This is a genomic window from Flagellimonas lutaonensis (genome assembly GCF_000963865.1).
Lineage (GTDB): Bacteria > Bacteroidota > Bacteroidia > Flavobacteriales > Flavobacteriaceae > Flagellimonas_A > Flagellimonas_A lutaonensis.
Genome location: NZ_CP011071.1, coordinates 2,530,001 through 2,543,907 on the forward strand (window position 1 = coordinate 2,530,001; position 13,907 = coordinate 2,543,907).

Sequence of the window (13,907 nt, forward strand, 5' to 3'; positions counted from 1 at the left end):
ACCGACAAGAATATTCCTTTCAACACTGGCTCGATTATGATGACTCCTTGTTCAACAAAATTGGCGATGCCAGTCTTGGTAAAACCCGCGAGTTTCACCACAAGATATTGGGTTATGACAAAGCCCCCTCTGCTGTGCGAAAGGCCCAAGAAAACATTGCAAATGCCAACCTAACGGAGTATATCACGGTAGAGCGGAAAGACTTTTTTACAACCGAAAAACCGGTAGCGGGCAAATTGCAGATGGTCTTTAACCCACCTTATGGCGAACGTCTTAACATAGAAATGGAGAAATTCTACCAAAAAATCGGTGATACCCTTAAACAGGGATATTCAGGTACCGATGCTTGGTTGATCACTTCCAATTTGGAAGCCCTGAAATACGTGGGCCTAAGACCTTCACGAAAGATAAAGGTCTTTAATGGCCCGCTTGAATCACGACTGGTGCGGTACGAGATGTATGAAGGAAGCAAAAAGATAAAGAAACAAAAGTAGGGTTAAGGCAAAAAGAAAATATTGCTTGACTTTAGGAAACTGGACTATGACTTTTCATAGGAGACGTTGTTGTAAAACGTTTTTATTTTTGACACTATCCCAATAAGTGTGTAAGTTTAAATTAGCAGGGGTTTGACTTTATTTAAAGTCTGACCCTTTTTTCATAGATCGTAAGGAACTGGTTCAGGATTATGCCCCAGTTCCTGATGGGCATAGACCATTTTTTGGTGGCCTCCCTTACGGCCAAATATACGGATTTCATCACGGCGTCGTCGGTCGGGAAGGACAGCTTGTTCTTGGTGTACTTGCGTATCTTCCCGTTCAGGTTCTCGATAAGGTTGGTGGTATAGATGATCTTGCGTATCTCCACAGGGAACTCGTAGAACACGGTCAGTTCGTCCCAGTTGTCCCTCCAGCTCCTTATGGCATAGGAGTACTTGCCCTCCCATTTCTGCGCGAAGTCCTCCAGGGCGGCCTTGGCGGCCTTCTCGTTGGGGGCGTTGTAGATGCCCTTCATGTCCGAGGTAAAGGCCTTTTTGTCCTTCCAGACCACGTAGCGGCATGCGTTGCGGATCTGGTGCACCACGCATATCTGGGTCTTGGATTCGGGGAAGACGTTCTTGGTGGTATCGGTAAAGCCGTTCAGGTTGTCGGTGGCCGTGATCAGGATGTCCTCGGTGCCACGGGCCTTCATGTCGGTAAGGACGGACATCCAGAAAGCGGCGGACTCGTTCTTGCCCAGCCACAGGCCGAGTACCTCCTTTTTCCCGTCCCTTCGCAAGCCTACGGCCACGTACACGGTCTTGTTGACGACCTTGGAGGATTCCCTGACCTTGAAGACGATGCCGTCCATCCATACGATCAGATAGACCGGTTCCAGGGGACGGTTCTGCCATGCCGTGATGTCGGCGGCCACCTTTTCGGTGATACGCGATATGGTGGAGGTGGAGACATCGAACCCGTAGGCCTCCCGTATCTGCTCCTCTATGTCACTGACCGACATGCCCTTGGCATAGAGCGATACAATTATATTTTCAAGCCCGTCGATCATGTTGCCCCGCTTGGGGACTATCATCGGGTTGAAACTGGCATCCCTATCCCTGGGAACGGCTATCTCGGATTCCCCGAAGGAAGTCCTTACCTTCTTCTTGGAATGCCCGTTGCGCTTGTTGGCATTGGACGAACGCTGGTGCCTTTGATAGTCCAGGTGGCCGTCGAGCTCGCCCTCGAGCATCTTCTCGATGCCGCGTTTTTGGAGTTCCTTCAGAAAACCGTTGGGCTCGTCCCCGGTCTTGAACTGTTTCAGAAAATCGTCGTTGAACAATTCTTCTTTCTTCATGATGTGCAAAATATTTAAAATTAGACAAAAAATTAGCGGGGGCATGCCCCCGCTAATTTTCTATTTACACACTTTATGAGATAGTCCTTATCCCATGAAAAGCCCTAGTCCTTCACAATTTTTAGGGTGCCAAGCCTTTACGCTACCAACTGCCTATTTCCTTTTTTGCGTTTTCGAATTCTGTCCACATTTCTTGCAGTAGCTGTACCGCAGGTTTTATATCGTGAATGAGTGCCGAAACTTGCCCTATCTCAAGCTCTCCTTCCTCCAAATCGCCCTCGAACATACCTTTTTTGGCCCTTGCCCTGCCCAGTAGTTTTTTTAGATCTTCAACCGATGCACAATCGGCATACGCTTGTTGAATGTCTTGGTAAAATTTATTCTTGATCAACCGTACCGGGGCCAATTCTTTCAACGTCAATTGGGTATCGCCCTCTTGGGCCCTGACCACCTCATTTTTGAAAGCAGGGTGCGAAGAGGCCTCTTCACTGGCCACAAAACGGCTGCCGACCTGTACCCCATCGGCACCCAAGACCATGGCGGCCAACATTTGGCGGCCTGTGGCAATGCCACCGGCAGCAATCAATGGAATATCGATTTTTTCTTTCACTGCAGGGATCAAGACCAATGTGGTCGTCTCGTCCCGCCCATTGTGCCCCCCTGCTTCAAAGCCTTCGGCCACCACGGCATCTACCCCTGCTTCTTGGGCTTTCAGTGCAAACTTGACGCTGCTGACCACATGTACCACTGTAATGCCCTTTTCCTTTAGATAGGACGTCCATGTCTTGGGATTGCCGGCAGAGGTGAACACAATCTTTACACCATTATCCACAATGATCTGCATCAGCTTGTCAATATCAGGATACAACATCGGAACGTTCACCCCAAAGGGCTTGTCTGTGGCCTTTTGGCATTTTTGGATATGTTCGAGCAAGACCTCTGGGTACATGCTGCCCGCGCCCAAAAGCCCCAATCCGCCGGCATTTGAGACGGCAGAGGCCAAACGCCAACCACTGGCCCAGACCATTCCGGCCTGGATGATGGGATATTCGATTCCGAATAGTTTGGTAATACTGTTTTGCATGCCCCTAAGATATGACTCCTGAGCCAATCAATTCATCCCCGATGTACCAGGCCACGAACTGCCCTTCGGTTATGGCCGATTGGGGCTCGTTAAAATCGACGTACAGCCCCCCATCCACTTTGTAGAGCGTAGCGTATTGCAAGGGTTGACGGTAACGTATACGGGCCCTTACCTTCATAGTGCCGTCGATTGACAACGACAGGTCGGGCCGTACCCAATGAAGTTCATCGTCCTCTACAAAAAGTGTGGATCGGTACAGTCCGGGGTGCGACTTGCCCTGCCCGGTATAGATAATATTTTGGTCCACATCCGTCTCGATTACGAACAGCGGCTCTTGGGTACCGCCCACATTAAGGCCCTTGCGTTGGCCAATGGTAAAATAATGGGCTCCTTGGTGCTCGCCAACCACCTTGCCATCATCGATGGAATAGGCGGGTTTTTGGGCCTTATGGGCCAGTTCTTCAGCCTTTTTGCCAAAATGGTGTCTGTCATCGGCATAGTGGGCCGAGTCAGCCGGCACCTCGATAATCACCCCCTTCTTGGGCTTCAGTTTTTGTTGCAAGAACTCGGGCAACCTGACCTTCCCAATAAAACAAAGCCCTTGCGAATCTTTTTTATCGGCAGTGATCAACTTGTTCTCGGCGGCCAATTGCCGTACTTCCGGTTTTGTCAACGCCCCTATGGGAAAAAGGGTTTTGGCCAATTGCTCTTGTGACAACTGGCACAAAAAATACGACTGATCCTTATTGGCATCCACGCCCGCCAACAGGTGGTATGTTTCAGAACCGTCACTATTTTGGGTAACGTCCTTACGGCAGTAGTGACCGGTGGCCACGTAATCTGCCCCAAGTTGCAGGGCAATTTTCATGAAGACATCGAACTTGATCTCACGGTTGCAGAGTACATCAGGATTGGGGGTGCGCCCCCTTTCGTACTCGTTGAACATATAATCTACGATGCGCTCTTTGTATTCGGCACTGAGATCGACGGTTTGAAAGGGTATGCCCAACTTCTCAGCCACGATCAGCGCATCGTTGCTGTCTTCGAGCCACGGGCACTCATCGGAAATGGTCACGGAATCATCGTGCCAATTCTTCATAAAAAGGCCAATGACATCATAGCCCTGCTGCTTAAGTAAATAAGCCGCAACGCTAGAATCCACTCCTCCTGAAAGTCCGACTACCACTTTTTTCATTCGATACGCTTAAAGACTACAAAATTACAAAATAGCAAGGCCATTTCAACAACGACCCGATGGCCAATTACATCCATTTTTTTCGTGATACGGCACATAAAGCTTCATTGAAGGATTAAATTTTGTCTAATCTTTTTTAAAAAACGTTAAACTTATTATAAATGCCGTTAAACAAAAGCAACGTATTCAATTTTGTTTAATCTTTATAAAAAATTATTAAACAATAACTTCTTAAAAAAACAACGCACTATGAAAAGAGTATTCAAATTTCCCCAACTTTTCTTGACATTGTTTTTGTTGGTTTTCGTCGCATGTAGCGATGATGACGACAACGATGGCGGAGAAATGATGCAAGAAGACCCTACCATTGTCGATTTGGCAGCGGATAACAATGATTTGGGCATTTTGGTCGAAGCCCTTACCAGAGCCAATTTGGTAACCACTTTACAAGGTGATGGGCCATTCACGGTTTTTGCCCCCACTGATGAAGCTTTCACAGCATTTTTGAGTGCCAACAACTTTGCATCACTCGACGATGTTCCGGTCGATGTATTGACAGACATTTTGTTAAACCATGTGGTTGAAGGCAACAACCTGTCCACAAGCCTTTCTACGGGCTATGTTTCAAGCCTATCTACTGCTGGTGCAGATGGTAGGGCCTTGAGTTTGTTCATCAATACTGAAGGAGGCGTTACCATTAACGGAGTCTCGACCGTGACCACGGCAGACGTAACCGCCTCGAATGGAGTAGTACATATTGTAGATGCCGTTATCGGTTTGCCCAACATTGTTGACCATGCCGTTGCAAATCCTGATTTCTCATCATTGGTCGGTGCCCTTACAGACGGTGGCAACACTACTTTTACCGACCTACTATCTAGTACAGATACCGATTTTACCGTTTTTGCCCCGGTGAATGCAGCTTTTACGGTTTTTGATAATCCGAACAACAACGATTTGGCGAATATTCTTTCGTACCATGTTGTACCGGGCACAGCGGCGTTCTCTGATGAATTGATGAGCATGTATATAAGTACGGCAGGCACCAATGCAGATGGTGATGCTTTGAGCATATATATTCGTCCTGATGCCAATGGTGTGGAAATTAACGGTTCAACTTCGGTAATTGCCACTGACGTTGTGGCCACCAACGGGGTTGTGCATGCCGTAAACCAAGTAATCGACTTGCCAACGGTCGTGACCTTTGCCGTATCAAATCCGACTTTTTCAACATTGGTACAGGCCTTGACTGACCTTACCCCCAATACCGATTTCGTGAGTGTGCTCTCTGCACAAGATGGCAATGGCGACGACCCCTTTACCATTTTCGCCCCTACCAACGATGCTTTCGATGCCTTGGGAGACCTACCCGATGAAGCCGGATTGGTACCGGTACTTCAACACCATGTAGTTGCCGGAGCCAACGTTCGCTCAGGCGATTTGACCGATGGTATCTCTGCAACCACCCTAGAAGGTGATGCCATTACCATTAACCTGCCGGGCACTGGCGACAACATCGCAGACATAACCGATGGTGCTGGCAATACGGGCATCGGCATCATTGCCGTTGATGTACAGGCCTATAATGGCGTCATCCACGTAGTGAATACGGTATTGTTGCCTGATACGAGCAACTAGTTTCCAACAAGTCTTGAAAAGACCCCTATGCCGTTTGGTTATGGGGGTTTTTTATCGGTAGTATTTACCACTCATCGATCACACATCAAAAGGGCTACCTTTACCATACAAAAAAGCGCGCTTGACAACTATTAATTTTTTGCGAAGGATTTATGGCGCATCTTTGGAGTCCCGAATCTTTCCAAACTATACCTATTTTTGGTAGAGGCTTCCCCGTTCAGGCGGGGAAGTTTCATTTTAAAGGGTTGCCTCGTTTTAAAAGTTCCCCCGCCGTCTCTTTTCGTTTAACGCTTTCCAGCTTTTTTCTGTTGCTCCGCCTGCTCCATCATCTCGCGCATTTTACGCTGGAACCTGTTCTCTTTCTTCGGCTTCTTTTTGTTCTCTTGGATCTGGGCATGGATCTTATCCTCCTCCAGAATATAGTTCTTGATGGCCAGCATGATGAAGATGGTAATAAGGTTCGATACAAAGTAGTACAGACTCAAACCACTTGCGTAGTTGTTGAAGAACACCAACATGATTACCGGCGATAGGTACATGATAAACTTCATGTTGGGCATACCGGGCTGTTGTTGCATCTGCATGCTCTGCCCCGTGGTCATCATCATATATATAAAAATTGCCACCGAGGCCAATATCGGGAACAAGCTGACATGGTCTCCGTAAAACGGAATCGTGAATGGCAGTGTAAAGATGGAATCGTAAGACGAAAGGTCTTCGGCCCATAAAAACGATTTCTGCCGCAATGAAAATGAGGTTGGGAAAAACATGAACAGCGCATAGAAGATAGGAAGCTGCAACAATGCCGGTACACAGCCACTCATGGGGCTCACCCCTGCCTTGTTGTAGAGCTTCATGGTCTCTTGCTGCTTTTTCATGGCATTGTCTTTGTACTTCTCGTTGATCTCAGCAATCTCGGGCTTCAACACCTTCATTTTGGCCTGCGAGAGGTATGATTTATAGGTTACGGGCGACAATGCCAAACGAACCACGATGGTCATGATGATAATAGCGATACCGTGCGGCAAGAAACCGCTCAAGAAATTGAAGAACGGTGTAAAGATGAACCTATTGATCCACCCAAAAATACCCCAACCAAAGGGAATCGATTCTACCAACTCCAACTCCTTGTAATCATCGAGCACTTTGGCGTCTGTGGGGCCATAGTACCAATACAAATTATGGGCAAGCTCGCCCCCTTTTGGCTGCAGGGGCGCCTTGGTCAGGTATTCTTTGGTGTACAGTTGGTCTTTGCTTTCTTCCTTTACCAAATTTTTGGATACCAGCTCTGCAGTCTTAAACGGTTCATCGGTCGCCATAATGGCACTAAAAAAGTGTTGCCGATATGAAATCCATTTAACATTTTCTTCTATTTCTTCGTCCAGTTCGCTACTCTCAGAGAGCTTACTGATCTTACCATCGTCATGGTTATAGGTCAACCGTGTGTAACGGTTCTCGTACTGTACACTTTTGCTACGTCGGCGGGCCTTCATTTGCCACTCTAGCACAACGGGCTTCGAAGTGTTGATAATGCCATTTAGGCCCTGTGACCTAATGGTGAAATCCACTAGGTAATCGTTGGGCTTCATTTCGTATCGATACTCCAAGAACTGGTTTTCAGATACCTTGGCCCGCATCGAAAGCACCTGATTGTCGCCATTCTTGGTCAGCGAGGGTTCAAAATAAAGATCTGTGGTATTCAGCACCCTATTATCGTTTGTCGAAAAAGAAAGGCTGAATTTGGCGTTGTCGTCTTTGACCAAATAAACGGGCAGCGAGTCATAGTTTACAAAATTTTTCATCTTGGCCTCGACGATTTGCCCACCCTTGTTCGAGACCACCATACGAACTACCTCGTTCTCTAGCACCGTGGTACCTTCTTTGGCCTCGGTAAACCCAAAAGCCCCCACTGCACTTTTGTAGCTGGCCACCGCTGTTGAGTCAGTCAGGTTCACCGGGGCAGGCTCGGCTTCGGTAGGCTTTGGCTCTTCTTCGGCCTGTGCCTGAGCCTCAACCTGCTCTTGTTGTGCCTTTTGGGCCTCAAGTTCTTCAGGGGTTGGCTTGGTCAGGTAGAACCAAAAGATGAGGATTCCGAAAATAAGTACAAATCCTATAATGGAATTCAGGTCTAGTTTCTTTTCTTCCATGAATTGTAATTATGCTTGTGGTTAGGTTCGTTCAGCCTGCAAATATATGCCCAAAAAGGCAGTTTATGCCAAACTGGCATTCGTTTGTTGCTGCTTCTGTTTAAGTACCGCCTTTACAAAGCCCACGAACAGTGGATGCGGGTTTGCCACGGTACTCTTGTACTCAGGGTGGTACTGAACCCCTATGAACCAAGGGTGTGCCGGCAGTTCCACAATTTCCACCAGCCCGGTTTCTGCGTTGATTCCCGAGGCGATCAGGCCTTCTGCCTCAAAAGCGGCCTTGTAATCGTTGTTGAACTCAAAACGGTGCCGATGGCGCTCTGCAATATGGGTTTCGCCCCCGTATACTTGGTGTACCAAGCTTCCGGGCTTTAGTTCACAGTCCCAAGCACCAAGGCGCATGGTGCCGCCCTTATGGGTGATGGATTTTTGTTCTTCCATAAGGTTGATGACCGGATGTGGGGTATTTTCGTCCATTTCGGTCGAATTGGCATCTTTTAGGCCCAACACGTTTCTGGCAAATTCAATGACGGCCATCTGCATACCGAGACAAATGCCCAAAAAGGGCAGATTGTTATCTCGGGCGTAGCGCACCGCCAGTACCTTGCCCTCAATACCGCGCTCACCAAACCCAGGGGCCACAAGAATGCCATTGAGCCCCATCATCTTTTTGTCAATGTTGTTCTCGTTGATATACTCTGAATGGATACTGCGCACCTTTACCGCTACCTCATTGGCAGCACCGGCATGGATAAACGATTCAAGAATGGATTTATAGGAATCTTGCAGTTCTACATATTTCCCTATGAGTCCGATGGTAACCGTATGCTTCGGATTTTTATGTCGCTGCAGAAACTCTTTCCACTGGGTCAGGTCAGGTTCTTCTTCGTCTGATAGTGCCAGTTTTTCCAAAGCCACCTTATCCAATCCTTCTTCCTGCATCATCAAGGGAACATCGTAAATGGTCGATGCATCGATCGACTGGATGACGGCCTCTCGCTTTACGTTGCAGAACAGGGCAAGTTTTTCTTTGATATCATCGGAAATCTCGTGCTCGGTACGACAGACCAAAATATCGGCCTTGATACCGCTTTCCATCAGTGTTTTGACCGAGTGCTGTGTAGGCTTTGTCTTCAATTCGCCCGCTGCAGATAGGTAGGGCACCAAGGTAAGGTGCACAACTATACCATTGTTGTCGCCAAGTTCCCAGAGCAACTGCCGTACCGCCTCTATGTAGGGCAACGACTCAATGTCGCCCACGGTACCGCCAATCTCTGTTATGACAATATCATAATCACCGCTATTGCCCAATATTTGTATGCGCTCTTTGATCTCGTTGGTGATGTGGGGCACCACCTGCACGGTTTTTCCCAAAAACTCACCGCGCCGTTCTTTTTCGATGACGCTTTGGTAAATACGACCCGTGGTCACATTGTTCGCCTGAGAGGTGCGCACATTCAGAAAACGCTCATAATGGCCCAGATCAAGATCTGTTTCGGCACCATCATCGGTCACATAGCACTCGCCATGTTCATAAGGGTTCAAAGTACCCGGGTCTACATTGATGTATGGGTCTAATTTTTGAATGGTGGTGCGGTATCCCCTGGCCTGTAAGAGCTTGGCCAATGAAGCTGCTATAATTCCTTTTCCTAATGAAGATGTTACTCCGCCCGTAACGAAAATGTACTTGATCTGTGACATGGTAAGAAGTGCTGTTACGGGGCGTAAAGATACAAATTGCTGATGGAAATAAGGGTTATTCCCATGGAAAATCTCGCTGCAATTTTCGTATCAAAGGTTCCAATCCGTTTGATTTGATATCAAGCATGGTCTGTAGGTGTTGTCCCAACTTACCGGCCGGGAAACCTTTTTGCCTGAACCACACCAAATAAGCTTCAGGCAGATCGACCAGATACCGGCCCTTGTACTTGCCAAACGGCATACGGTAATGGGCCAATTCCAACAATATTTGTTTATCGGGCTTAATTTCCATTTGTTTTTCGAAAATACTATCTTTTGAGTCGATAACGACCTATCATGAAAAGAAGAAATTTTGTTGCCACGGCCGTGGCAGGTACAGCGGGCATGATGGCCCACTCTGCAACCGCAAAAAAAAACGATTCCCAAAGAACGTTTTCACTCAAGAACAACATCAAGCACAGTGTCTGCCAATGGTGCTTTAACGATATTCCCTTGGAGGAATTTCTTAAAATTCTGAACCAACTGGGTGTCAAGGCCATTGACCTAATGGGTCCAAAAGACTGGCCATTGCTAAAAAAATACGACATTCATTGTTCAATGTGCAACGGTGCCGAAATAAGTCTTACAGAAGGGTGGAACGACCCAAAGTTCCACGAACAACTTATAAAAAACTACACAGAGATGATTCCCAAGGTGGCCGAAGCAGGCTACACCAACTTAATCTGTTTTAGTGGCAACCGCAGGGGCATGAACGATTATGTGGGGCTTCAGAACTGTGTGGATGGCCTTTCACAAATAATTCCGTTGGCCGAAAAGCATGGTGTGGTCATACAAATGGAACTTTTTAACCAAGTGAACCACCCCGATTATATGTGCGACAATAGCCTGTGGGGCGTTGAGCTTTGCAAGCACTTGGGCAGTGACAACTTTAAATTGTTATACGACATTTACCATATGCAGATACAAGAGGGCGATATCATTAGAAGCATACAAAACTACCACCCCTATTTTGGGCACTACCACACTGCAGGGGTGCCTGGGCGAAACGAAATTGACGAAACACAAGAGCTCTATTACCCAGCCATTATCAAGGCAATACATGAGACCGGCTTTGATGGTTATGTGGCACAAGAGTTCATTCCCACTTGGGATGACAAGATTGAAGCATTGAAAGACGCCCTGTTGCGATGCGATGTATAAATCAATGAATTTGTTGGAGTCAATATGAGTCATGAACCCGTCAATATTATTCGAATTACCAACGAGGTCACTGAAAAACCGATCGAAAACTTATTGTACGTTGTTTGGGTTCAAGAAGAAATAAAAGGAATTGAAATTGACGGAACTTTTCATGGGAATATGGCCAGTGCCATACTCTTCTTGAATGCAAAGCATTATTGGAAAATTCTAAAGGAAGACAACACCCCTTCTCCAGGTTATATTCTATCGATGAAGCCTGCGGTTCTGAACAATCCTATGCTCAGCAAACTGCAGATCAACGAACTTCAGCTTTTCAATTCGAAGGAAATACCAAAGATCAATTTGACGCCTGGTATTGCCAAACGTACCCAAGCGATTCTTGAAATGATCGACGAGCTGGTTGGATCTCACCTCAACCATAAAGAGGAAGCCATCATCTCACTGTTGAACACCTTTTTCGTTTATTGCGATGGCCAGTGCAACATTAAATCGGTGATTACCGAGCAAAACTCAAAAAATGCCATCGTTTACAGATTCAAAAAACTGGTAGACAAGCATTTGGCCGAATGTCATGAGGTTTCAGAATATGCCAAAATGCTCAATATATCACCGAAATACCTGACCGAATGTGTCAGAGAGGTGTTGAACTTTACGCCAAAGGGAATCATTGCCGAGCAACTATTGATGCGCTCTAGGTACAAGCTCAAGTTCACCGACCAAAGCATCAAAGAAATCAGTTATGACCTTGGGTTTTCTTCTCCCGATTATTTCACGTATTTCTTCAAGCATCAAACCGGCATGTCGCCTTCTACCCTCAGAAAAAGCTGATGGTTCTCATATTCTAGGGATATACTGCCATTTTCCATGACCCAACAATGGGTATATGAGTACCTTTTCAAAAACTTAGAAACATGGATAGAAAGTCATTCATTAAAAAATCCAGTATAGGACTGGGGTTGGCATTGGTGCCCAATTTGGCTACGACTCAAGGTAATCGGACCAAAAAAATGGTGCCCGCCGACATGAAACCTAAAATTGTTCGCGAAGCGGAGGGCAACGTTCTCAATGTAATCGGTGACATTCAAAAGCATAAATTGGTCGGTAGCGACACCAACGGACAAATTGCCGAATGGGTGAACGATGTGAAGCCCGGTGTGAGCATACCCCCGCATGTGCACACCAAAGAAGATGAAATATTCAGGGTGCTAAAAGGTCAAGTTGAAATTATGGTGGGCGATACCACCACTGTACTAAAACCGGGAGATACCGCTTTTGCCCCCAGAGACGTAGTACATTCTTGGAAAGTTGTCGGCACCGAAAATGCAAGTATGTGCACCACTGCCTTTCCGGCGGGAATAGAAGCTATGTTCGAAGAACTGGGCAAACTTCCCTCAGGTCCTCCAAATTTTGAAAAAGTTGCCGAAATCTGCGGGCGCTATGGTATAAACTTTGTGTAGCGATTTTTAACGTGATACACAGCCCATTGTTTGAGGCCAGTAAATTTTTCCTATAAAAAAAGATGCCGCCCAAAAGCGGCGTCTTTTCATCTCAATCCCATAGCAATTACTCTCCCTGACCTAAAGAAAAGCCTCTTGTACCATCGAACTCATAAAGGTTTTCGGTTTTTATGATATCAAAACCTACTTGGTACAATTTTGACTGTAGAGCCAATACATGCTCAAAACCAATGGCCTTGTATACGGGCTCTTTATGGTCTATCTCGGCATCCATGGCCACGAAACGGCAACGCCAATGATCCGTGCAGTAGGTCTCGTTGTGCCCTTTAGGATACACTTTTACACCCCGATTGGTTATCATCTTCAGTTTAATGTTGTACACCTCGATATCTGATAGCAAGTCACCAATTTCTTGGGCATCAGAACCGGGCCAGTCGATGAACACATCTACACCTACCAATTCTTTTTTCTGGCTTTTTCGTTCGTACTCCATTATTTGAACAGTACCCTTGCCCTTGGCCAATTCGCTTGGCTGCAGTGTCTCTGGCATTCTTCCGAGATTGGATATTACAGCATCCGCGAACGCTTGTGTGCCCACTTTTTGCTTGCTTACCCCTTCTTGGTAAATGTCGGCGGTATGGTACCCTTCTTCCAAGGTGACCAACCATGCATTTTTGATTTTGTCAGCGATATCGCTTTTTCCAACATGTGCCAACATCATAATGGCCGCGTTGATGAGTCCAGACGGGTTGGCAATGCCTTTTCCTGCAATATCAGGAGCGGAGCCGTGAATGGCCTCGAACATGGCCACATTTTTACCGATGTTGGCTGAACCGGCCATGCCGACCGAACCACCTATTTCAGCAGCGATGTCTGATATAATGTCGCCATACAGATTACTGGTGACCACAACATCGTAATTCTCAGGCTTAGCGGCCAAACGAGCAGAGCCGATGTCGATGATCTGCACCTCACTTTCAATTGTGGGATACTCAGCTGCCACTTCATCGAACACACGGTGAAAAAGGCCATCGGTCAACTTCATGATGTTGTCTTTAAGCATGCAGGTGACCTTTTTTCTGCCATACGCCTTGGCATATTCAAACGCGTAGCGAACAATACGCTCGCAACCGGGCCGGGTTATCAATTTTAAACATTGTACCACATCTTGCGTTTGCCGGTGCTCGATACCTGCATAGAGATCTTCTTCATTTTCTCGTATGATGACCACGTCCATTTCTGGAAAGTGTGTGTGCACGTAAGGGTGCAGCCCAGCCACAGGGCGAACGTTGGCGAAAAGGCCCAATGATTTTCTCAGGGTGACATTCAGGCTTTTGTAGCCTTTACCTTGTGGGGTAGTAATGGGCGCCTTAAGAATTATCTTATTTCTACTAATGGCTTCCCATGCAGATTGTTCTATACCAGCGGTATTGCCAGACAGGTAAACCTTTTCGCCCAACTCGATGAATTCAGGTTCAACACGGCTACCCGCAGCTTCGAGAATGCGCAATGTAGCGTCCATGATCTCCGGACCAATACCATCTCCCCTGGCCACTGCCACCTTTATCGCGATGTCAGAGTTTAGTTCTTGAACTTCTTTAATCAATGCCTTTTCACTCATTTTTTATTGTTTTTATGATATGTGCTTTTGC

Annotated in this window: 12 protein-coding genes (1 of these 12 cut by a window edge); 5 read left to right on the plus strand and 7 right to left on the minus strand. The window is 46.8% G+C overall.

Features of this window, described 5'->3' with window-relative positions:
- Positions 1 to 494: the 3' end of a THUMP domain-containing class I SAM-dependent RNA methyltransferase gene (locus VC82_RS11845; protein ID WP_045802555.1), read on the plus strand. The gene continues 664 nt to the left of window position 1, outside the view; the window shows 494 of its 1,158 coding nt (coding positions 665-1,158); the start codon falls outside the window, past its left edge; it ends in the stop codon at positions 492 to 494.
- Positions 495 to 636: 142 nt separating this feature from the next.
- Here the strand turns inward: VC82_RS11845 and VC82_RS11850 are convergent, their stop codons facing one another.
- The 3 genes from VC82_RS11850 to mnmA form a co-directional block, all read right to left on the minus strand.
- Entirely contained in the window at positions 637 to 1,833 is a 1,197-nt protein-coding gene (locus VC82_RS11850; RefSeq protein ID WP_045802556.1) for an IS256 family transposase, read from the minus strand.
- A gap of 142 nt (positions 1,834 to 1,975) precedes the next feature.
- The gene (locus VC82_RS11855) at positions 1,976 to 2,917 is read right to left on the minus strand and encodes an NAD(P)H-dependent flavin oxidoreductase (RefSeq protein WP_045802557.1); all 942 of its coding nucleotides are present in this window, start codon (positions 2,915 to 2,917) and stop codon (positions 1,976 to 1,978) included.
- Between the two features lie 4 nt (positions 2,918 to 2,921).
- Positions 2,922 to 4,112 carry a tRNA 2-thiouridine(34) synthase MnmA gene (gene mnmA, locus VC82_RS11860; protein WP_045802558.1) on the minus strand — a complete coding sequence of 397 codons (1,191 nt, stop codon included), beginning with the start codon at positions 4,110 to 4,112 and terminating at the stop codon, positions 2,922 to 2,924.
- Positions 4,113 to 4,361: 249 nt separating this feature from the next.
- On the opposite strand from mnmA, the gene VC82_RS11865 reads away from it, so the two are divergent.
- Entirely contained in the window at positions 4,362 to 5,750 is a 1,389-nt protein-coding gene (locus VC82_RS11865) for a fasciclin domain-containing protein (protein ID WP_045802559.1), read from the plus strand.
- Positions 5,751 to 6,034: 284 nt separating this feature from the next.
- Here the strand turns inward: VC82_RS11865 and yidC are convergent, their stop codons facing one another.
- From yidC to VC82_RS11880, 3 genes are all read right to left on the minus strand, one after another.
- Complete coding sequence (yidC, locus tag VC82_RS11870; protein ID WP_045802560.1) at positions 6,035 to 7,897, minus strand: membrane protein insertase YidC; 1,863 nt, start codon at positions 7,895 to 7,897, stop codon at positions 6,035 to 6,037.
- Between the two features lie 63 nt (positions 7,898 to 7,960).
- Complete coding sequence (locus VC82_RS11875; protein WP_045802561.1) at positions 7,961 to 9,598, minus strand: CTP synthase; 1,638 nt, start codon at positions 9,596 to 9,598, stop codon at positions 7,961 to 7,963.
- Between the two features lie 55 nt (positions 9,599 to 9,653).
- Positions 9,654 to 9,890 carry a DUF3820 family protein gene (locus VC82_RS11880; protein ID WP_045802562.1) on the minus strand — a complete coding sequence of 79 codons (237 nt, stop codon included), beginning with the start codon at positions 9,888 to 9,890 and terminating at the stop codon, positions 9,654 to 9,656.
- Between the two features lie 44 nt (positions 9,891 to 9,934).
- Here VC82_RS11880 and VC82_RS11885 point away from each other — a divergent pair, with 44 nt between their 5' ends.
- The 3 genes from VC82_RS11885 (at position 9,935) to VC82_RS11895 (ending at position 12,255) form a co-directional block, all read left to right on the plus strand.
- Positions 9,935 to 10,798, plus strand: coding sequence for a hydroxypyruvate isomerase family protein (locus VC82_RS11885; RefSeq protein ID WP_045802563.1), 864 nt, complete (start codon positions 9,935 to 9,937; stop codon positions 10,796 to 10,798).
- Positions 10,799 to 10,822: 24 nt separating this feature from the next.
- On the plus strand, positions 10,823 to 11,626 hold the full coding sequence (locus tag VC82_RS11890; RefSeq protein WP_045802564.1) for a helix-turn-helix domain-containing protein: 804 nt from the start codon (positions 10,823 to 10,825) through the stop codon (positions 11,624 to 11,626).
- An 83-nt stretch (positions 11,627 to 11,709) separates the two neighbouring features.
- Complete coding sequence (locus tag VC82_RS11895; RefSeq protein ID WP_045802565.1) at positions 11,710 to 12,255, plus strand: cupin domain-containing protein; 546 nt, start codon at positions 11,710 to 11,712, stop codon at positions 12,253 to 12,255.
- A gap of 106 nt (positions 12,256 to 12,361) precedes the next feature.
- Here the strand turns inward: VC82_RS11895 and VC82_RS11900 are convergent, their stop codons facing one another.
- Positions 12,362 to 13,876 carry an NADP-dependent isocitrate dehydrogenase gene (locus VC82_RS11900; protein ID WP_045802566.1) on the minus strand — a complete coding sequence of 505 codons (1,515 nt, stop codon included), beginning with the start codon at positions 13,874 to 13,876 and terminating at the stop codon, positions 12,362 to 12,364.
- Positions 13,877 to 13,907 lie beyond the last annotated feature (31 nt).